At 61.2% G+C, this 20,645-nt stretch carries 17 protein-coding genes and 3 pseudogenes; 9 read left to right on the top strand and 11 right to left on the bottom strand.

Annotated elements, in window-relative coordinates; translation table 11 throughout:
- Positions 1–175: Tn3 family transposase (locus H3221_RS25295; protein WP_131126024.1), on the top strand; the 175-nt coding region annotated here is incomplete at its 5' end.
- Positions 176–210: 35 nt separating this feature from the next.
- Positions 211–594, top strand: a pseudogene (locus H3221_RS25290) (transmembrane anchor protein); the annotation flags it as partial.
- Positions 595–647: 53 nt separating this feature from the next.
- Here H3221_RS25290 and H3221_RS25285 read toward each other — a convergent pair.
- From H3221_RS25285 to H3221_RS25235, 11 genes and pseudogenes are all read right to left on the bottom strand, one after another.
- Positions 648–3,797 carry an efflux RND transporter permease subunit gene (locus tag H3221_RS25285; RefSeq protein ID WP_112211757.1) on the bottom strand — a complete coding sequence of 1,050 codons (3,150 nt, stop codon included), beginning with the start codon at positions 3,795–3,797 and terminating at the stop codon, positions 648–650.
- Positions 3,794–5,254 carry an efflux RND transporter periplasmic adaptor subunit gene (locus H3221_RS25280; RefSeq protein ID WP_003460118.1) on the bottom strand — a complete coding sequence of 487 codons (1,461 nt, stop codon included), beginning with the start codon at positions 5,252–5,254 and terminating at the stop codon, positions 3,794–3,796. Before H3221_RS25280 ends, H3221_RS25285 begins: the two co-directional genes overlap by 4 nt.
- Positions 5,251–6,513 (bottom strand): TolC family protein, encoded by a 1,263-nt coding sequence (locus tag H3221_RS25275; protein WP_192985787.1) that lies wholly within the window; start codon positions 6,511–6,513, stop codon positions 5,251–5,253. The genes H3221_RS25280 and H3221_RS25275 overlap by 4 nt, the downstream gene beginning before the upstream one ends.
- 825 nt (positions 6,514–7,338) lie before the next feature.
- A pseudogene (locus tag H3221_RS25270) lies at positions 7,339–8,874 on the bottom strand (IS3 family transposase).
- A gap of 289 nt (positions 8,875–9,163) precedes the next feature.
- Positions 9,164–9,922, bottom strand: coding sequence for a helix-turn-helix transcriptional regulator (locus H3221_RS25265; RefSeq protein WP_112211755.1), 759 nt, complete (start codon positions 9,920–9,922; stop codon positions 9,164–9,166).
- Between the two features lie 98 nt (positions 9,923–10,020).
- Complete coding sequence (locus tag H3221_RS25260) at positions 10,021–11,784, bottom strand: protein-disulfide reductase DsbD (RefSeq protein ID WP_177434073.1); 1,764 nt, start codon at positions 11,782–11,784, stop codon at positions 10,021–10,023.
- A 160-nt stretch (positions 11,785–11,944) separates the two neighbouring features.
- Positions 11,945–12,391: a DUF411 domain-containing protein gene (locus H3221_RS25255; RefSeq protein WP_064495859.1), complete on the bottom strand. Its 447-nt coding sequence runs from the start codon at positions 12,389–12,391 to the stop codon at positions 11,945–11,947.
- 224 nt (positions 12,392–12,615) lie between these two features.
- The gene (gene lspA / locus H3221_RS25250) at positions 12,616–13,122 is read right to left on the bottom strand and encodes a signal peptidase II (protein ID WP_112211753.1); all 507 of its coding nucleotides are present in this window, start codon (positions 13,120–13,122) and stop codon (positions 12,616–12,618) included.
- Entirely contained in the window at positions 13,119–13,463 is a 345-nt protein-coding gene (locus H3221_RS25245; RefSeq protein ID WP_112211752.1) for a DUF3703 domain-containing protein, read from the bottom strand. Before H3221_RS25245 ends, lspA begins: the two co-directional genes overlap by 4 nt.
- A 7-nt stretch (positions 13,464–13,470) precedes the next feature.
- Positions 13,471–15,882: a heavy metal translocating P-type ATPase gene (locus H3221_RS25240; RefSeq protein ID WP_373422875.1), complete on the bottom strand. Its 2,412-nt coding sequence runs from the start codon at positions 15,880–15,882 to the stop codon at positions 13,471–13,473.
- Between the two features lie 134 nt (positions 15,883–16,016).
- Positions 16,017–16,451, bottom strand: coding sequence for a mercury resistance transcriptional regulator MerR (locus H3221_RS25235; RefSeq protein ID WP_000414383.1), 435 nt, complete (start codon positions 16,449–16,451; stop codon positions 16,017–16,019).
- A gap of 71 nt (positions 16,452–16,522) precedes the next feature.
- Between H3221_RS25235 and H3221_RS25230 the strand changes: the two genes are divergently transcribed.
- The 7 genes and pseudogenes from H3221_RS25230 to H3221_RS25200 all read left to right on the top strand — a co-directional run.
- Positions 16,523–16,873: a mercuric transport protein MerT gene (locus tag H3221_RS25230; protein ID WP_001294666.1), complete on the top strand. Its 351-nt coding sequence runs from the start codon at positions 16,523–16,525 to the stop codon at positions 16,871–16,873.
- A gap of 15 nt (positions 16,874–16,888) precedes the next feature.
- Positions 16,889–17,164 carry a mercury resistance system periplasmic binding protein MerP gene (gene merP / locus H3221_RS25225; protein WP_000732290.1) on the top strand — a complete coding sequence of 92 codons (276 nt, stop codon included), beginning with the start codon at positions 16,889–16,891 and terminating at the stop codon, positions 17,162–17,164.
- A gap of 71 nt (positions 17,165–17,235) precedes the next feature.
- Positions 17,236–18,921, top strand: a complete 1,686-nt coding sequence (gene merA / locus H3221_RS25220) for a mercury(II) reductase (protein WP_003090700.1) — start codon at positions 17,236–17,238, stop codon at positions 18,919–18,921.
- A gap of 17 nt (positions 18,922–18,938) precedes the next feature.
- A complete protein-coding gene (gene merD, locus H3221_RS25215) occupies positions 18,939–19,304 on the top strand; it encodes a mercury resistance co-regulator MerD (protein WP_003090698.1) in 366 nt (121 codons plus the stop codon).
- Positions 19,301–19,537: a broad-spectrum mercury transporter MerE gene (gene merE, locus H3221_RS25210; RefSeq protein ID WP_003090697.1), complete on the top strand. Its 237-nt coding sequence runs from the start codon at positions 19,301–19,303 to the stop codon at positions 19,535–19,537. The genes merD and merE overlap by 4 nt, the downstream gene beginning before the upstream one ends.
- The gene (locus tag H3221_RS25205) at positions 19,534–20,523 is read left to right on the top strand and encodes a DUF3330 domain-containing protein (RefSeq protein ID WP_112211751.1); all 990 of its coding nucleotides are present in this window, start codon (positions 19,534–19,536) and stop codon (positions 20,521–20,523) included. The genes merE and H3221_RS25205 overlap by 4 nt, the downstream gene beginning before the upstream one ends.
- Positions 20,524–20,645: pseudogene (locus H3221_RS25200) on the top strand (OprD family outer membrane porin); the annotation flags it as partial.

The raw sequence follows: 20,645 nt of genomic DNA, 5'->3' as shown, positions 1-20,645 counted from the left end.
GCGCGCCACCCAGGGGTTGGTCGAGGCCGGCAAGCCGGTGGACGGCGAGCTGCTGCAATTCCTGTCGCCGCTGGGCTGGGAGCACATCAACCTCACCGGCGATTACGTCTGGCGGCAGAGCCGCAGACTGGAAGACGGGAAGTTTCGGCCCCTACGGATGCCCGGAAAACCTTAGCGTACGATTTTTTCCGAATTCTGCGAGCCCCCCTTCAAGAGCCTGTTGCAGCAGCATCTGTGGCCGAACCAGTAGCTGAGCCGCAGCCAGCCCTGAAGTCTGATGAGGTGACCGTCACCCTGAAGCCGGGCGAAGCCAGTGAAATCAAGCTGGAAATGCTGGACAAGGCCACGGTCAGCTACGAGTGGACGACCAATGGCATTCCGGTCAACCACGACACCCACGGTGAGCCCTACAACGGCCCCAAGGACTACTACCACAGCTACAGCAAGGCCAAGCAGGTCAAAGGCGACAAAGGCGAACTAACTGCAATTTTCGACGGCACCCACGGCTGGTTCTGGCGCAACCGCAGCAACCAGGACGTGACCATCACGCTGAAGACCAAGGGCGAGTACCTGAGCGTCAAACGCGTGATTTAAGGTAGATAAGCCCCTTCGTCAAATGGCGCAGGGGCTCGCCTGAACACTCAGAGCTATAGCTCCTGTGGTTGGTGACTCTTTCGCGCGCCCTGTCGACGCATCAACCAATAGGCAGCAGGCAACACCAGCATGGACAGCAGCGGGGCTGTGATCATGCCGCCAACCATGGGCGCGGCGATGCGCTTCATGACCTCTGAACCCGCTCCACCGCCCCACAGAATAGGCAGCAGACCGGCTATGATCACGGCAACCGTCATCACCTTGGGTCTGACGCGCAGGACAGCACCTTCGCGGATTGCCTCAAGCAGAGTCGGATCGTCGCTACGCCCAGCATCCACGCGCGCATGCCAGGCGTTCTTCAGATACAGCAGCATGATCACCCCGAATTCGGCAGAGACGCCGGCCAGGGCAATGAAGCCCACGCCGGTGGCGATCGACAGGTTGAAGCCGAACCAGTAGAGCAGCCAGATACCGCCCGATAGGGCGAAGGGCAGGGTGGCCATGATCAGCAGGGCCTCGCTGAAGCGGCTGAAGGTCAGGTAGAGCAGCACGAAGATAATCAACAAAGTCGCCGGCACCACCCAGGCCAGCCGCGCATTGGCACGCTCCAGGAACTCGAACTGACCGGAGTAGGAGACGGTCATGCCAGCATCGAGTTGTACCTGCTCAGCTACGCGTTGCTGCAACTCGCGCACGGTCGATGCCAGGTCGCGCCCACGGACATCGACATAGACCCAACCGGACAGACGCCCGTTCTCGCTGCGCAGCATTGGCGGCCCTTCGGTCAGACTAACCTGGGCGACGGTGCCCAAGGTGATCTGCTGGCCGGCTTGCGTGAGGATCGGCATACGCCGTAGTGCCTGCGGACTGTCTCGCCACTCCTTGGGATAGCGCAGGTTGATCGGGAAGCGGGCCAGTCCTTCAACCGTCTCACCAATATTGCTGCCGCCGATGGCGCCCGATACCACCGCCTGCACATCGGCGATGCTCAGGCCATAGCGCGCCGCGGCCAGTCGATCGATCTGGATGTCCACGTAACGGCCGCCAGTAAGGCGTTCTGCCAAGGCCGAACTCACCCCAGGCACCTCTTTGGCCACGGCCTCGATATCGCGCGTTATGCGCTCGATGTCGACCAAGGAGGTTCCGGACACTTTCACCCCAATGGGGCTCTTGATCCCCGTCGCCAGCATGTCGATGCGGTTGCGGATGGGCGGCACCCAGATATTGGACAGCCCCGGAACTTTTACCGCGCGATCCAGTTCCTCGATCAGCTTTTCGGGTGTCATCCCCGCGCGCCATTGATCGCGTGGTTTGAACTGCACCGTGGTCTCGAACATTTCCAGCGGTGCTGGATCGGTGGCGGTCTCTGCTCGCCCGGCCTTGCCGAATACCCGTGCCACTTCGGGCACCGTGAGGATCATCCGGTTGGTTTGCTGCAGCAGCTGGGTTGCCTTGCTCGCCGGCAAGCCGGGCAGGGCCGAAGGCATGTACAACAGATCGCCTTCGTCCATGGGCGGCAGGAACTCTCCTCCGAGTCTGCTGAGGGGCCACAGACTGGACACAAAGACCAGCACGGCCAGCGCCAAGGTCACCTTGGGCCAGGCCAGCACCCACTCCAGCACCGGCCGGTATGCGCCGATCAGCCAGCGGTTCAAGGGGTTTTGCTGTTCGCTGGGGATATGCCCACGAATCCAGTAGCCCATCAGCACCGGTACCAGGGTGACCGAGAGGCCGGCGGCGGCGGCCATGGCATAGGTCTTGGTGAAGGCCAGAGGGCCGAACAGGCGCCCTTCCTGGGCCTCCAGGGTAAATACCGGGAGGAACGATAGGGTGATGATCAGCAGGCTGAAGAAGAGTGCCGGTCCGACTTCGGCTGCGGCTTCGCCGATCACTCGCCAGTGCGCCTCGCCTTGGAGCGGCTCATTGGGGTGCCGAGCCTTCCAGGCCTCGATGTGCTTGTGCGCGTTCTCGATCATCACCACGGCGGCATCGACCATGGCGCCGATGGCGATGGCGATCCCGCCGAGCGACATGATGTTGGCATTGACGCCCTGGTAGCGCATGACGATGAAGGCCATCAGGATGCCCAGGGGCAGGGTGATGATCGCCACCAGCGACGAACGCAGGTGCCAGAGAAAGATCAGGCAAACCAAGGCAACCACCACGAACTCTTCCAGCAGCTTGTAGCTGAGGTTGTCGATGGCACGGTCGATCAGTTGCGAACGGTCATAGGTAGTGACCACTTCGACGCCGGTGGGCAGGCTGGCTTTCAGGCTGTCCAGCTTGGTCTTCACGGCAGCGATGGTGTCCCGGGCATTCTTGCCGGAGCGCAGGATGACCACGCCACCGACCACTTCACCCTGGCCGTCCAATTCGGCGATACCGCGACGCATCTCTGGCCCCAGTTGAATGGTGGCCACCTGGCCTAGCAGCACCGGAATTCCGCTTGCCGAAGCCCGCAGCGGCACATTGCGAAAATCATCCAGGCTCTCCAAATAGCCCGAGGCCCGCACCATGTACTCGCGCTCCGCCAGCTCCAGGATGGCGCCGCCGGTTTCCTGATTGGCGCTCTTCAGCGCCGCTTCGACCTCCTGCTGAGTTACCCCATAAGCCACCAGCTTCTGGGGATCGAGCAGCACTTGGTATTGCTTGACCATGCCGCCGAGGGTGGCCACTTCGGCTACGTTGGGCAGGCTCTTGAGTTCGTACTTAAGGAACCAGTCCTGCAGTGCCCGCAGCTGGGCAAGATCATGCTGGCCGCTGCGGTCGACCAAGGCGTACTGGTAGATCCAGCCCACGCCGGTGGCATCCGGCCCAAGGGTGGTGGTAACACCCTCGGGCAGGCGTTCCTGCGCCTGGTTGAGGTACTCCAGCACCCGCGAGCGTGCCCAGTAGAGGTCGGTATCGTCCTCGAACAGCACATAAACGAAGGAGTCGCCGAAGAACGAGTAGCCGCGCACTGTCTTCGCCCCCGGCACCGAGAGCATGGTGGTGGCCAGCGGGTAGGTCACCTGGTTCTCGACAATCTGCGGTGCCTGCCCGGGGAAGCTTGTGCGGATGATGACCTGGGTGTCGGACAGATCCGGCAGTGCATCCAACGGCGTGTTGCGCAGCGACCAGATGCCCAGGGCGGTGATGAACAGGGTCGCCAGCAGCACCAGAAAGCGATTGCCGATAGACCAGTGGATCAGGCGTGCGATCATGGCTGGTCTCCTTCCTTGCTGAGCTGCTCGATCATCAGGCCGGAGTTTTTCTGGCGGGCGCCGATACGTACGTGATCTCCTGGCTTAAGTCCCACAGCTACTTCTGAGCTGACCAATGGAAAAGCCATGGTCATACCTGGCATATTCAGGCTCTCGAAGGGCCCGTGCTCCAGGGTGACTGACTCCGCGTCCAGAGCACGAATCACACCATGGGCCTCATGTAGTTCCTTCTTATTGTCCTGCTCGGCATGGCTGGCCATGACACCCTGTAGGCTGGCCTCCGAATCGATGAGGAACTGGCCGGAGGTAACGACCGCCTGACCCTCCTCAAGACCGGACAACACCTCCAGACGCCCATCAGCCTCGCGGCCCAAGGTTATTTCCAGGGGGCGGTAGCGCCCATCGCCTTCTACCAGCATCACCAACGCACGCTTCCCGGTGCGAATCACGGCTTCACTCGGCACAAGAAGCGTGGATTGTTCGACGGCACTGTTCAGGCGTACGGCGGCGAACATGCCGGGGCGCAACTTACCGGCAGGGTTGGGTAGCTCGCTGCGTACCGTGAGCGTGCGTGTTTGCGGATCGGCACTCGGCAGCAAGGCTATGACGCGGCCCAGCAGCGGTCGATCAGGAAAGGCCGTCAGGTTGGCGCGGATCTCGTCCCCGACCTGGATACTTCCGGCCATGGCCTCGGGTATCGCCGCATCGAGCCAGACACTGGATAGCCCGTTAATCAACGCCAGATCCTGCCCGGCTTCGACGGTCATCCCGGCGCGTACCTGCAAGGCTTGGAGCTCGCCGCTGATAGGTGTGGTGAGGGTTTGCACCGCCCGTGGTTTGCCGCTGCGGCGGACCTGCTCGATCAACGTTTGAGGCATGCCAAGCAGGCGCAGGCGCTCTTGGGCCGCACTTATCAAGCGAGTGTCAGCGGTACGCAGTACCGCCAGGAACTCCAACTGCGCGGCGGACCATTCGGGAATCAGCAGGTCGACCAGGGGGGCTCCGGCAGGCAGCACATCGCCCGGGGCGCGACCGTAAACCCGCTCGACGAATCCGCCGGCGCGGGCCTGGAGGTTCGCCACTTCTCGCTGGTTATAGGCCAGGGAACCCACCGCCTCGATATCCGAGGGCAGTACACCTCGGATCACCATCGAGGTTCGCATTCCGAGGTTCTGCACGGCTTGAGCGGGGATGCTCAGGACAGACGGATCCTGCTCGGATCCTGCGTATTTAGGGACAAGTTCCATATCCATGAAAGGTGACTTGCCCGGTTTATCGAAGCGCTGCTCAGGCTGCATAGGGTCGTACCAATAGAGCACCTTGCGCTCGTCCGTCGGTGCGGAGCTAGGCAGTAGCTCGTGTTTGGCTTGCCGCTGGGCCAGCCAGTAGCCACCGCCCGCCGCGCCAATGCCCACGGTCAGCACGGCGACCGCAAAACCAAATGTCGATATCTTCATTTCAGGCCCTCCACATAGGCGTAGTACAGGCTTGCGGAGAGCTGGCTCAACTTGCGCTGCTGTTCAATCTGCCGCAGCTGCGCCTCAATCAGGTCGCGCTGGGCAGTAATAACGGATGTGAGCTGGCTGTTACCGGCTTGGTAGGCGGCCAGTTCGAGATCGGCACGTTTGCTTGCAAGCGGGATCAAGGTTTTTTCGGTGCGTGACAAGGTCCTGCGCAGTTGCTCAAGCCCGGCAATACCGCCTTCCAGCTCAGCCTGATGGGCGCGCAGTAATGCTTCCTGCTCGGCTTCCATCTGCGACACGCTTTGTTGTCTGGCGTTGATCTTGGGCCCCTGACGTGTGCCTACGAACAACGGCAGGTCGAACGTGAATTGCACCATCACCATATCGCCGAACTGGTTGTCGCGATTGTTGTAGGCAAACTCAACACCCCAGTCGGGGGTCTTCTCGGCGATGGCCTCGTTCAGCTCGGCGCTAGCCTCGCCGACTCGGGCGGAGGCAGCGCGCAACTCAGGGTGTGAGGCAATGCGTTGCTGCAGGTGCGGTGCCACCAGGTTCAGATTGGGAACACCTCCTTGCAAAGGCTGGTCAGCCTCGTTGCCTATCCAGCGGCGCAGCTTGGCACGAGCTACTGCCACATCGCGATTCAGTTCATCTCGCCGATCTTGTAACGCCAAAGCTTCCTGGTCGGCCTGCAACAGCTCGCCAGGCTGAGCACTACCGCCGGCAATTAGCGATTGCACGGTCGAGCGGAGCATCTCGATCTGACGGTCCAGTTGATCGAAGAGGCCAACACTGCGTTCGGCGTAGTACACGTCCAGCCAGCTCACTGCCGTCTGGCGCTTGATTTCCAACTGCATGGCACGCTGCTCGGCCTCGGCCCGCGTCATGGAGGCTTCGGCCAGTTGGCGACGGGCCAGACGCTTGTCGCCGTTTGGTACCTCCTGCATGAGTCCAATGCGGCGCATGGTCATGGAGTCACGATTAAGTGTGTAACGGTCAGGGCCTTCGATCGGCAGGTTGTCGATGCCTAGAATCAGCTTGGGATCGGGCAAGGCGTCTGCGGGCCCTACAGCCTGCTGTGCCGATGCCACCTGCGCCTGGCGCGCGAGGTTCTCAGGGGCACTCTGTTCGGCCAGAGTTTGGGCTCGTTCGAAGGTTAGGGGCTGTGCCTGCGCGGCAAGCCAGGGAGCTGCCCAGAATGCGGCAGCCAACACGCCGAGATAGCCACGGCGTGGAAAAAGGAAAGCGGACATGCTTTCGCCTCCAATGCGATTGATCGAGGTCGCAGCTACGAAACGTGGTCGCGACGATGCGCCTGACTGTAAGGCGCGGGATGATCACGGCATTAGACGAAACGAGGAGGGCGCCAGAGTCCTGCGGGCTCTCGCTTAATCACCGACTGGGTCAGCAATATTTCGGGGCGTGAGGGGAGAGGGGATATGCTCTTGATCACGGTGGTCTGGAGAAGTCCTCCGGTCTTGCATTCCTGGCCGGATTTGCAGGGGGACTTATTGGCCACCCCATCAGACGTGTCCATTTGCTCGCAGCACGGAGCATCGACCATTGCATGGCCCTGATGATCGGCGCTCTGCATCGGGCAAGGTTGTGCCGGCATGCTGAAAGCCACACCGCCGAAGGTCGGCAGCACGAGGCTAGCAATCATTAGCAGGATCAATCCAATCCGACGCACAGCAATTCACCAGGCGGGGCAATAGGCCGACGATAGCAGATTGCCCCGAGGCATGAACGCTCCTTTTGGCAATAGTGTTGATTTGGATCAAATAGAGTGTCATGCAGGGTATCAATCGGGCTCAACTGGTAGCTCCGTTTAACCGGATTTCTCAAGCTCGTAGGGTTCGCACCACCCGCTAGGCGCGCTAGCACAAGACCGGCCTCGCTAGCCGTTCAGTCGAGCCCCAAGTAGGAATTGGGGGCCTGGTCAAACATACTGTTGCTTAGGCGAGATGCAGGGGCTGCCTGCTTCGAGCAGGCCCAATCAGGCACCAAAAGCGAATTCTATAATCGCTCTATAATCGACTATAAACGGCGATTTTCAAGGTAGTTGTCGCGTGAGCGTGTCACGCTGCCTTTGATGTTTGCTGCAGTACCGCTTCCCGCTCCGGGTTCAGGCACACGATTGGTGCCAGCACCCAGTTCCTGATGTTGCCGCTCCAGCGCTCCGGGTGCCGTGCACGCGCCGCCTCGTACAGCTCGATACGCTTGCGCAGCAACTCTTCCGCCTGGCCAGTATGTCGCTGCGCCGGAGTCACGAACTTCAGGGCGCTGTGGCGATGTTCATGGTTGTACCAGGCCACGAAGCTGTTCACCCAGTTCCTGGCCTGCTCCAGCGTGTCGAAGGGCCGCTCCGGCCACAGCGGGCAGTACTTCGCCGTGCGGAACAAGGCCTCGGCATAGGCGTTGTCATTGCTCACCCGCGGGCGGCTGAACGAGGGCATTACACCCAGGTTCTGCATGGCCGCCAGCATGGTCGAGCCCTTCATCGCGCTGCCGTTGTCCGAGTGCAGTACCAGCGGCTGGCCTGCCCGCTGTTCACGTAGGCAGGCCTGGCGTAGCAGCTGGGCGGCCTGCTCGGCGCTTTCACTTTCATGCACCTCGTTGGCCACCAGCTTCCGGCTATAGACGTCCTTGATCATGTACCAGTAGAAGTAACGGCCCTTGACCGTGGTCGGCAGCCAGGTGATGTCCCAGCACCACAGCTGGTTCGGGCCGTCGGCCACATGGGTCGTCAGCGCTCGTTTCACCACGGCCGCGCGGATGCTGCTGTTCGGCGTCCTTCAGCAACCGGTAAAAGGTCGACTCCGAGGCCAGCCAGGTGCCCTGATCGGCCAGCCGCGCCACGATCTGCTGCGGCGGCAGGCTGGCAAACTCGGGCTGGTTGGCGACCTCCAGCACGCGGCGGCGCTCTTGCGGGGTCAGCTTGTTGGCCGGCTCAGCTCGTTGTGCCGAAGGACGCCGATCCTCCGGGCAGTGCTGCCAGCGCTGCAGGCTGCGCAGCGACAGGCCCAGTTCGGCGCAGGCCTGCGCCCGCCGCGCTCCCGCCGCCACGGCGTCCTCGATCAACTGCAGCGTTTCACGGCGATCCGGGGCGCTGATCATTCGTCCTCGTCCTTCCCCCAGAGCGCCTCGGCTTTTTTTCGCAACACCAGCAGAGCCGCGGTTTCTGCCAGCGCCGCATCCTTGCGCCGCAGTTCACGCTCCAGCTGCTTGATGCGCTTCTTCGCGGCCTTTTCCTCTTCGCGTTCGCGCCGGGTCTTGCTCGGCTGAGCCAGGCTGTTGGCCTGCTCGCAGGCTTCGCGCCAGGCGTTGATCTGCTCGACATACAGGCCTTTGCGCCGGCAGTACTCCGCCAGCTCAGCCGCATTGAGGCTGGCGCTTTCCAGCACCACCCGAAACTTGTCCTGGCTCGACCACTGGTCGGCCTGCTGTCCATCTGCCGGCACCACTGCTCCCGCTGCTCTGGCCTGTTTGCGCCAAGCATACAGGGTGGCATCAGTAATGCCTGTCGCTTCCACCAGCTCCGGCACCGTCCGGTTCAAGGGCGGCATCATCTGCCGCACCACCCACTCCCGATGCTCTATCGAATAACGCGCCACACGGCTCTCACTTACGCCCACCGACCAAGACTCATCGAATCAACTCACACGACAACTATCCTGACGCGGCGGGTCTGAGCACATGCATGAATTTCTCCAGTTGGGCAAGATGCTGCAATTCACTGAATGATCTAGCTCCAAAATTGTATCGAGGACATGCGCACGGGTGCTATTGGGATGCAGACGGCAACTTGATCAACCCGGCGCGGCACCTCTGGTTACTGCAGAAAGCGTGAACCATGGTAATGGCCGCAAGCCGGCGCGGCTGAGATTGCGAACCCAGTCGTCTTCAAACGCGAGCCGCTACGGCTTCCTGCAGGTACACCTCGGCGAGCGCCGACGAGGGATCGATTCCCAGTAGGGAGTGGAAGGTCCTGGAAAAATGGGCCGAGTCGGAGAAGCCTGACTCGTGCGCGGCGTCCGTCATAGAACGTCCGCAGGCCAAGTATTGAACAGCCTGGGTCAGGCGTAGCCACTTCACGTAGCTGCGCAGCGGCAAACCAGTTTGCTCCACGAACCAATGCGAGAACCGAGTTGGGGACAGGTGGACCAGTGCTGCCAGCTCCTCGCGGCGTACCTTGCCCTCGTGAATCGCGGTGCTGACTATCGTCACGCGCGGATCTGGGGCTGGTAGGACGTCGAGCACCTGTAGAGCCTTTCGCACCGCAGACCGAGGGTCTCCCGCGCCTTCGTTCAGGGAGTCAGCGATTCTTTTGGCGTCAGATGGGGCGATCTCAATTGGCATCGGCGTCATGCTCTGTGGCAAAACCTGGGCCTCATCTGCCAGCACATCCAAGTAAATCGAAACGATAAGGGCTCCGCTGATTCGATGGCGGACTCCCGCGGGAATGAACACCGAGAACCCGGTGTACTGACGTTGCGGGCATTCCACGGTCACAGGAACATCGAGGCCGATGGCTATTTGATGAGCCTGGTGGTGATGCCAATCCTGATGGCCGGCACGGCCAGCAAAGACAGCCAGACCAGGCGCTAACCAAGCACGACCGGACCACTTGAGCGGACCTACAGCAAGATCGCTTTTTACCACGGATGCCTCACTTCCAAGGCAGGCCTTACATTTCTGTCAGCCGGCTGTGGGTCGAGAGAAAAGCAGTGATTCTTCCAGGAGTGACCGAATTGCATAATTTAGATTCGGCTGCTGGCTTGGCGTAGACGTTTGACGAAGCTTTCGGCATCGGTTTCACCTACCGTGCGTAGATCTTGCCATTCCTCGCCACTCGGGGCGAACAATTGCAGCGCTGGTGGGCCGAACAGTTGGTAGCGGTCGAGCAGGGCGCGTTGTTCGGCATCGCTACGTGTCATGTCTAAGCGCACCAGTCGGTAACCGCTCAGTTGCTCGCGCACGGCGGGTGCTTGCAGTACTTCTCGCTCAATCACCTTGCAACTGATGCACCAGTCGGCGTACCAGTCCAATAGCACTGGTTGGCCGGCATCCTTCGCTGACAGCAGTGCCGCATCCAAGGCAGCCGGTGTGTCCAGGGTCTGCCAGCCGGCGTTAGCGCCGGTCGATGGTAAGACCTGGGCGTCCAAACGACCCAGTGGACGTAGTGGATCGGATTGCCCCTGCAAGGCACCGAGCCAGGCGCTGACACCGTAAACCAACAGGGCCACGCCAAGCAGTTGGGCGAGCCTTTGCTTGCCGGATTTGGGAATGAACTCCAGAGCGCCGAGCCACAGTGCCGTGCCAACCGCCAAAAGGCCCCATAAGGCCAGAGTCACTGGAGCGGGTAACACACGTTCCAGCAGCCAAACAGAGACAGCCAGCAGCATCACGCCGAAAGCCTTGCGCACACCGAGCATCCAGGTCCCGGACTTGGGTAGCAATGCTCCGCCACCGGTGGCGAACAATACCAACGGCGCGCCCATGCCCAAGCCCAGGAAAAACAGCTTCAGACCGCCGCCCAAGGCGTCGCCGGTGGCGCTGATGTAGAGCAGTGCGCCGACAAGCGGTGCTGTCACGCAGGGCGAAACAAGCAGGCTGGACAGCACGCCGAGCGTGGCTGCGCCCAAAAGGGAACCGCCGCGAACACGGCTGGCCAGATGATCCAATCGTTCGGCGATAAAGCGCGGCATGCGCATCTCGAATGCGCCGAACATCGCCAGGGCAAACACCATGAAGAATATTGCGAAGGGCACCAGCACCCACGGTGATTGCAGGCGCGCCTGCAGGTTGAGGCCCGCACCGAACACACCCATCAGTGCACCAAGCAGGGCGAAGCAGGCAGCCATGGGGACTACATAGGCGAGCGACAGGCTTAGGCCACGTAGTCCGCCGAATTGCCCGCGCAACACTACGCCAGACAGAATCGGCAGCATCGGCAACACGCAGGGAGTGAAGGTCAGGCCCAAGCCGGCCAGGAAAAACAGCGCCAAACTGCCCCAGTCAACAGTGCCGACTTGTTGCTGGGCTGCAGTTGCGGGTGTATTACCGATCTGGATATTGCGGATCTCCGGTGGATAGCACAGCCCCAGATCGGCGCAGCCCTGATAGCTCACCTGCAAAGTGAAGGGGATATCACGAGGGTTATCAATCGGCAACAGCAAATCGGTGATGCCATAGAACACCTCGACGTCGCCGAAAAACTCGTCGGTCTTGGGCTCGGCCGCTGGCCATTTAGGGGTGCCGATTGAAACGTCAGGATGGTCGCTGGTGAAGGCGAAACGATGTTTGTAGAGGTAATAGCCATCGGCGTTTACGAAGCGCAGACGGAGGTTGTCCTTGTCGGCTTCTACCAAGTCAAGGCGAAAGGCCTGATCTACCGGAAGAAAATCCTGGCTGTTATTCAGCGAGGTGCCGAACAGGGCCGACTGAGCACGCGACAGATCGAATATCCCAGCGTCGGCCGGCAAGGTGAGCAGAAGAAGCAGACACAACAGGAGGCGGGACATAGGCATCGCGGACCAATAGCTTGTGAACAGTGAATGAAAGGATTTTGGCCCGTATGCAGGAGCTTGTCCTTCAGAATGCGGGCCGGCGCTGGGTCGTGTATCCCACGTGCTCTACGTCGTCATTTCCAGCCTGCCCAAGCCGTTATCAGCGGCGCGGAACTCAATCCAATGGGTAATCGGCAATGGTCTCTTCCTGGCCGGAGCGAGCTAACCCAATCACCTTGTAGGGATGTTTGACGTTGCCATACTCCATGCCTGGTGAGCCGGCCGGCATTCCAGATACGGCGATGCCCAACAGGTCGGGGCGCTTGCGCAGTTCCAGAATCTGCGCCACGGGCACGTGACCTTCAACGAACTTGCCATCAATCACGCCTGTATGACAGGAAGCCAAGCGTGGCAGCACCCCCTGATCTTGCTTGACCGCGCTCATATTGCGTTCGACGTGGTCGCGGACCTCGAATCCGTTGTCCTTCAGATAGGTGATCCAGTCCTTGCAGCACCCGCAGTTGGCGTCGCGGTGCACATCAATGGTCAGGTGCTCGGCGGCTTGGACAGTCCCACTCATCAACAGGACTACGAGGGCTGCGGTAATCGGCTTTCTTGGCATAAAGAACCTCTTTTTTGAATCGCGTATTCAGTTACAGCAGCAACCTCCGCTGCTACCCAACCAGCCTTTTTCTCGCGGCTCGACGCCACCGCCGATGGCTATTTGATGAGCCTGATGGTGATGCCAATCCTGATGGCCGGTACGACCAGCAAAGACAGCCAGTCCAGGTGCTAGCCATGCACGACCGGACCACTTGAGCGGGCCTACGGCAAGGTTGCTTTTCATCATGGGCGCTCCGCTTCCACGGCGGGCCTTACCGTACTGCTGACCATCAACAGCAGCGCACCGCCGACGATGGCGATATCAGCCAAGTTGAACGCTGGCCAGTGCCACCCTTGATAGTGGAAGTCCAGGTAGTCCACGACAAAACCCCGGACAGATCGGTCGATAAGATTGCCTACCGCTCCACCCAGAATGTGGCTGTAACCCAAGGCTTCACGCCAAGGACGCCCTCGACGAAGAATCAGGATGAGCGTCGATGCAACGGCCAGGGCAATGACAACGAAGAAATAACGTTGCCAGCCGCCAGCGTCCGCCAGGAAGCTAAACGCCGCACCGGTATTCCGGGCATGTACCACGTTAAAAAAGGGGCTTACGGCGAGTGACGAACCCAGCTCATACAGGTGCTCAATGGCAAACTTGAGGCCTTGGTCGACCAATGCCAGGGCGGCAGCAATTCCCCACCACAACCCAGGCGTTGGAGCGTGTGTGGTCTCTTGGTAGGTGTTCATTGACTGTCCCGTAGTAGCTGTTTCAGCTCATCTGATACCGGCATCGGTTGAAAGGCGCTGACTCTTGCTCGTCCGGTATTGCCCAGAGGCACCCATATCTTGGAGAACAGCAAAGCAGCCGGAATGCGCGCCGCCTGGCCAAGCATCTCTCGGTAGTCCCGCTCCTCCCAGCCGGCCAGGAACGTCAGCCAATGGCTGTAAGCATGGAGCAGAGGCATTCGCTGGGTAAGGATGTGGGCCCTTTCCAACCAGGGATAGGCCCGCTTAGGGGATTTTGCCCCCAGGGCCTGCCTGGCGCTCAGGAAGGATTCATCAATAGCCGCGCGGAATTCGTTGCTCATGTCGGCCTCACTTACGTAGCAAACGCAGGCCATTCAGGACGACCAACAGGCTCACCCCCATGTCGGCGAACACCGCCATCCACATCGTGGCATGGCCGGTTAGCGTGACGACCAAGAAGATGGCTTTAATGCCCAGCGCGAGCGCGATGTTTTGCGTAAGCACTGCGGCGGTATGGCGGGATAGACGAATGAAGGCCGGAATCTTGCGCAGATCGTCATCCATGATCGCAACATCCGCAGTCTCGATCGCGGTATCGGTACCGGCGGCTCCCATGGCGAAGCCCACGTTGGCACGCGCGAGCGCCGGAGCGTCGTTGATGCCGTCGCCGACCATCCCCACAGTGCCTTGGTGCTTAATCAGGGTTTCGATTGCGCTGAGCTTGTCAGTGGGTAGCAGGCTGCCCTTGGCCTCGTCGATGCCGACCTGGGCGGCGATCGCCTCTGCGGTATGCGGGTTATCGCCGGTCAGCATCAAGGTCTTCACGCCCAATTCGTGGAGTTCCCCGATTGCGGCCTGGCTGGTGTCCTTAACCGTATCGGCGACTGCGAACAATGCCAGCGCCTGGGTTTCATCGGACAGAATGACCACCGTTTTACCTTGTCGCTCCAGATGATCGAGGGCGGTTTCGATTGTCGGCGAACAGAATCCGAGCTCTTCCAGCAGCCGATGGTTACCCAAGTGATAGCGATGCCCCTCAATCGTGCCGCGGACGCCGCGGCCGAGTAACGCTTCGAAATCCGCCACGTCCAACAACGGCATCGACTGCTCGGCCGCCTGTATGGCGATGGCCTGCGATACCGGATGGTCCGAGCGATGCGCAAGGCTGGCGGCGGCAGAGCGATAGTCCCTTGACACCCCGTTGGCCAGAGGCAAAAAGTCCGTTTGCACGGGCTTGCCATGGGTAATGGTCCCGGTTTTGTCCAAGGCCAAGTGGGTGATCTTGCGGCCGATTTCTAGGTACACGCCACCCTTGATCAGAATGCCTTTACGGGCAGCTGCGGCAAGGCCGCTGACTATAGTTACGGGGGTCGAGATCACCAGCGCGCAGGGGCAGGCCACCACCAGGAGTACCAGAGCCCGATAGATCCACTCGAACCACTCACCCCCCATCAGCAGCGGCGGCAGGATCGCTACGGCCACTGAGAAGGCAAACACGGCCGGTGTGTATATACGGGAGAACTGGTCAACGAAGCGCTGGGTCGGCGCGCGAGCCCCCTGGGCTTCTTCAACCGCGTGGATAATGCGCGCCAGGGTGGAATGGCTGGCTTCTGCCGTAACCCGATACTCCAGCTCTCCGGCCTGGTTGATGGTGCCAGCGAACACCGGATCGCCTACCGACTTCTCCACGGGCAGGCTCTCGCCCGTGATAGGAGCTTGGTTGATCGTCGAGTTGCCTTTCACCACCTCGCCGTCCAGACCGATGCGCTCGCCTGGGCGCGCTCGGACCAGGCTGCCAATGGCAACACCCGACACGTCGAGTTCTATCCAGCGACCATCGGCTTGCTGGACAGTCGCCGTCTCCGGAGCCAAGTCCATCAGGCCCCGAATAGCGTTGCGAGCACGATCAAGGGATTTGGCTTCGATTAGCTCGGCGATCGCGAACAGGAACATGACCATGGCCGCCTCGGGCCATTGTCCGATCAGAATTGCACCCGTAACGGCGATGCTCATTAGGGCGTTGATATTGAGATTTCGATTCTTGAGAGCGATCCAGCCCTTCTTGTAGATGGCTAGGCCGCAAAGCAGCACGGCGGCAACGGAGATGACCGCCACTACCCATTCGGGCACCAACTCAGCGAAGTGCAGAATCTCTGCCGAGACTGCCGCCACACCCGACAGCCCCAGCCGCCACCAATGGCCCTTTACCGGAGAGTAAGCTTCGGTTGAGGCCTTCGTTTCTGTCTCGGACTGGGGGGTGAAACCGAGCTCTCGGATTGCACTCAAGGCCGGGGCAAGCGCGTCCGGCGCGTGGCTGATCGTGAGGGTGCGCTGCAGCAAGTTGAATTGCAGGGCTGCGATACCCGGCATCCCCGACAGTTTGTCGGTGATCAGCCGTTCCTCGGTGGGGCAGTCCATCTGAGCAATCGCCACCCGTGTGCTTACGGTGGCTGTCAGAGGTTCTGCCCGCATGCCCACGGACGCGATGGCCTCGACCAAGGTTTGAGGCGACAACGATGCGTGCCGAACGCCGAGAGTACGGTTCAGTAGATTGAACTGCAGCTCCTGCACCTCAGGGATTTTCTCCAGCCTGCTGCGGATGAGAGCTTCTTCAGTGGGGCAGTCCATTTGCTCGATGCGGAACATGCTCAGCTGACCGACTTGCTCCAAGGGCGCTGAGCAAGCCGCGCCGCAACAAGTCGGTGCCGGCGTGCTGCTGCAGGAACCAGCCTTAGGGGTGTCGTCGCAACAATTAGCCATTGTGGGGTCTCCTCTGTTGTTACGCAGTGAACACCCTATAGCCGCTATAGGGTCAAGCCATTGTTTGGAGACGGCAATTAGGGGTCGTCTCAGAAAACGGAAAATAAAGCACGCTAAGGCGTAACTACCCTCGGCTACACCGCGTCGGCACCACGCGGCTCTTTCTCCCCTTGCAGCGAAGCAATCAGCGGGCAAGAAACGTTCCCTTGCCGCGCATGGCAGGCGAACACAAGTTCGGATAGCACGGTTTCCATGCGCGCCAGGTCGGTCATTTTTTCGCGCACGTCCTGAAGCTTGTGCTCGGCCAGGCTGCTGGCTTCCTCGCAGTGGGTGCCGTCATCCAGCCTCAGCAGCTCTGCGATCTCGTCGAGGCTGAATCCGAGCCGCTGGGCTGATTTCACGAAGCGCACCCGCGTCACATCCGCCTCGCCATAGCGGCGGATGCTGCCATAGGGCTTGTCCGGCTCCGGCAACAAGCCCTTGCGCTGATAGAACCGGATTGTTTCCACGTTGACCCCGGCCGCCTTGGCGAAAACGCCAATAGTCAGATTCTCCAAATTTTTTTCCATATCGCTTGACTCCGTACATTGGTACGGAAGTAAGCTTAAGCTATCCAATCCAGATTTGAAAGGACAAGCGTATGTCTGAACCTCAAAACGGGCGCGGGGCGCTCTTCACTGGCGGGCTAGCCGCCATCCTCGCCTCGGCTTGCTGCCTGGGGCCGCTGGTTCTGATCGCCCTGGGGTTCAGCGGCGCTTGGATCGGCAACTTGACGGTGTTGGAACCTTATCGCCCGATCTTCATCGGCGCGGCGTTGGTGGCGCTGTTTTTCGCCTGGCGGCGCATCTACCGACCGGCGCAAGCCTGCAAACCAGGGGATGTGTGTGCGATTCCCCAAGTGCGCGCTACTTACAAGCTCATTTTCTGGGTCGTGGCCGCGCTGGTTCTGGTCGCGCTCGGATTTCCCTACGTCATGCCATTTTTCTATTAATCACAGGAGTTCATCATGAAAAAACTGTTTGCCTCTCTCGCCATCGCTGCCGTTGTTGCCCCCGTGTGGGCCGCCACCCAGACCGTCACGCTGTCCGTACCGGGCATGACCTGCTCCGCTTGTCCGATCACCGTCAAGAAGGCGATTTCCAAGGTCGAAGGCGTCAGCAAAGTTAACGTGACCTTCGAGACACGCGAAGCGGTTGTCACCTTCGATGATGCCAAGACCAGCGTGCAGAAGCTGACCAAGGCCACCGAAGACGCAGGCTATCCGTCCAGCGTCAAGAAGTGAGGCACTGAAAACGGCAGCGCAGCACATCTGACGCCCTTGTCTGCTACCACAAACGAAAAAGGATCTGTCGCATGACCCATCTAAAAATCACCGGCATGACCTGCGACTCGTGCGCGGCGCACGTCAAGGAAGCGCTGGAAAAAGTACCCGGCGTCCAATCTGCCATAGTGTCCTATGCCAAGGGCGCGGCCCAGCTCGCCCTTGATCCAGGCACAGCGCCGGACGCACTGACCGCCGCCGTGGCTGGCCTGGGCTACAAAGCGATGCTCGCCGATGCCCCGCCGACCGACAACCGCACTGGGCTGTTCGACAAGGTGCGCGGCTGGATGGGTGCCGCCGACAAGGGCAGCGGCGGCGAGCGCCCGTTGCAAGTCGCCGTGATCGGCAGCGGTGGAGCCGCGATGGCGGCAGCACTGAAGGCCGTCGAGCAAGGCGCGCAGGTCACGCTGATTGAGCGCGGCACCATCGGCGGCACCTGCGTCAACGTCGGTTGTGTGCCGTCCAAGATCATGATCCGCGCCGCCCACATCGCCCATCTGCGCCGGGAAAGCCCATTCGACGGCGGCATGCCACCCACACCGCCGACGATCTTGCGCGAGCGGCTGCTGGCCCAGCAGCAGGCCCGTGTCGAAGAACTCCGTCATGCCAAGTACGAAGGCATCCTGGACGGCAATTCAGCCATCACCGTTCTGCACGGTGAAGCGCGTTTCAAGGACGACCAGAGCCTTATCGTTAGTTTGAACGAGGGTGGTGAGCGCGTCGTGATGTTCGACCGCTGCCTGGTCGCCACGGGTGCCAGTCCGGCCATGCCGCCGATTCCGGGCCTGAAAGAGTCACCCTACTGGACTTCGACCGAGGCCTTGGTCAGCGACACCATTCCCGAACGCCTGGCCGTCATCGGCTCGTCGGTGGTGGCGCTGGAACTGGCGCAAGCCTTCGCCCGGCTGGGTAGCCAGGTCACGATCCTTGCGCGCAGCACGCTGTTCTTCCGCGAAGACCCTGCCATCGGCGAGGCCGTCACAGCCGCCTTCCGTGCCGAAGGAATCAAGGTACTGGAACATACGCAAGCCAGCCAAGTCGCCCATGTGGACGGCGAATTCGTGCTGACCACTGGACAGGGCGAAGTGCGCGCCGACAAGCTGCTGGTCGCCACCGGCCGGACACCGAACACGCGCAGCCTGGCATTGGAAGCGGCGGGGGTAGCCGTCAATGCGCAGGGGGCCATCGTCATCGACAAGGGCATGCGCACCAGTAGCCCGAATATCTACGCGGCCGGCGACTGCACCGACCAGCCGCAGTTCGTCTATGTGGCGGCAGCGGCCGGCACTCGTGCGGCCATTAACATGACCGGCGGCGACGCCGCCATCAATCTGACCGCGATGCCGGCCGTGGTGTTCACCGACCCGCAAGTGGCGACCGTGGGCTACAGCGAGGCGGAAGCGCACCACGATGGCATCGAAACCGACAGCCGCACGCTGACGCTCGACAACGTGCCGCGTGCGCTCGCCAACTTCGATACCCGCGGCTTCATCAAGCTGGTCATCGAGGAAGGCAGCGGACGGCTGATTGGCGTACAGGTGGTGGCCCCGGAAGCGGGCGAACTGATCCAGACGGCTGTTCTCGCCATTCGCAACCGCATGACGGTGCAGGAACTAGCCGACCAGTTGTTCCCCTACCTAACGATGGTCGAGGGCTTGAAGCTCGCGGCGCAGACCTTCAGCAAGGACGTGAAGCAACTGTCCTGCTGCGCCGGATAAGGAAAAGGAGGTGTTCGATGAACGCCTACACAGTGTCCCGACTGGCCCTTGAGGCCGGGGTGAGCGTGCATATCGTGCGCGACTACCTGCTGCGCGGATTGCTGCGGCCAGTCGCCTGCACCACGGGCGGCTACGGCTTGTTCGATGACGCCGCCTTGCAGCGGCTGTGCTTTGTGCGGGCCGCTTTTGAGGCGGGCATCGGCCTGGACGCATTGGCGCGGTTGTGCCGGGCGCTGGATGCGGCGGACTGCGATGAAACAGCCGCACAGCTTGCCGTGCTGAGTCAGTTCGTCGAACGCCGACGCGAAGCGTTGGCCGATCTGGAAGTGCAGTTGGCCGCGATGCCGACCGCGCCGGCCCAGCAAGCGGAGAGTCTGCCATGAACAGCCCCGAGCGCTTGCCGACCGAGACACACAAGCCGTTCACCGGCTACCTGTGGGGTGCGCTGGCGGTGCTCACCTGTCCCTGTCATTTGCCGATTCTCGCCATTGTGCTGGCCGGCACGACGGCCGGCGCGTTCATCGGCGAGCACTGGGGTATTGCAGCCCTCACGCTGACCGGCTTGTTTGTCCTGTCTGTGACGCGGCTGCTGCGGGCCTTCAGAGGTCGATCATGAGCGCTTCCCAGCCAATTGAATGGACAGTGGCGCAACTGGCGCAGGCGGTCGAGCGCGGGCAGCTTGAGCTGCACTACCAGCCGATTGTCGATTTGCGCAGTGAGCAGATTGTCGGCGCGGAAGCCCTGTTGCGCTGGCGTCATCCGACGCTCGGACTGTTGCCGCCGGGCCAGTTCCTGCCCGTGATCGAATCGTCCGGCCTGATGCCGGAAATCGGCGCATGGGTGCTGGGCGCAGCCTGCCGTCAAATGCGCGACTGGCGGGTGCTGGCATGGCAACCGTTCCGGCTGGCCGTCAATGTTTCGGCGAGCCAAGTGGGGCCAGATTTCGACAAGTGGGTAAAGGGCGTGCTGGCCGATGCTGGGTTGCCCGCCGCGTATCTTGAAATTGAGCTGACCGAATCGGTTGCGTTCGGTGATCCGGCGATCTTCCCCGCCCTGGAAGCTTTGCGACAGATCGGTGTGCGCTTCGCCGCCGACGACTTCGGCACCGGCTATTCCTGCCTGCAACACCTGAAATGCTGCCCCATCAGCACGCTCAAGATCGACCAATCGTTTGTCGCCGGACTCGCCAACGACCACCGCGACCAGACCATCGTGCGCACCGTGATTCAGCTTGCGCATGGGCTTGGCATGGAAGTAGTGGCCGAAGGCGTGGAAACATCGGCGAGTCTTGATTTGTTGCGACAAGCGGACTGCGACACAGGACAAGGCTTCCTGTTCGCCAAGCCGATGCCGGCGGCGGCATTCGCCGTCTTCGTCAGTCAATGGAGGGGTGCCACCATGAATGCAAATGATCCGACTGCCACCAGTTGCTGCGTGTGCTGCAAGGAAATCCCGCTCGATGCCGCCTTCACCCCGGAAGGCGCGGAATACGTCGAGCACTTCTGCGGGCTGGAGTGCTATCAGCGCTTCCAGGCGCGCGCCAAGACCGGGAGCGAAACCGATGCCGATCTGAACGCCTGCGACTCATCACTGTCAGACTGAGGCATCCCTGGCTTGACGTTCATGACCCGTTACCTGACCGGCGACAATATTGATCTAGGCGCAGGCGGTGCCGATGGTAAGGAGTGGGAGCGCAATACTGACATCGCCTATGTCTTTCAGGG

The sequence above is a fragment of the Pseudomonas chaetocerotis genome, from assembly GCF_015712105.2.
In the GTDB taxonomy this organism is placed as follows: Bacteria; Pseudomonadota; Gammaproteobacteria; order Pseudomonadales; family Pseudomonadaceae; genus Aquipseudomonas; species Aquipseudomonas chaetocerotis.
The sequence above is the reverse complement of the archived record's forward strand: the minus strand, read 5'-3'. Positions and strand labels throughout refer to the sequence as shown.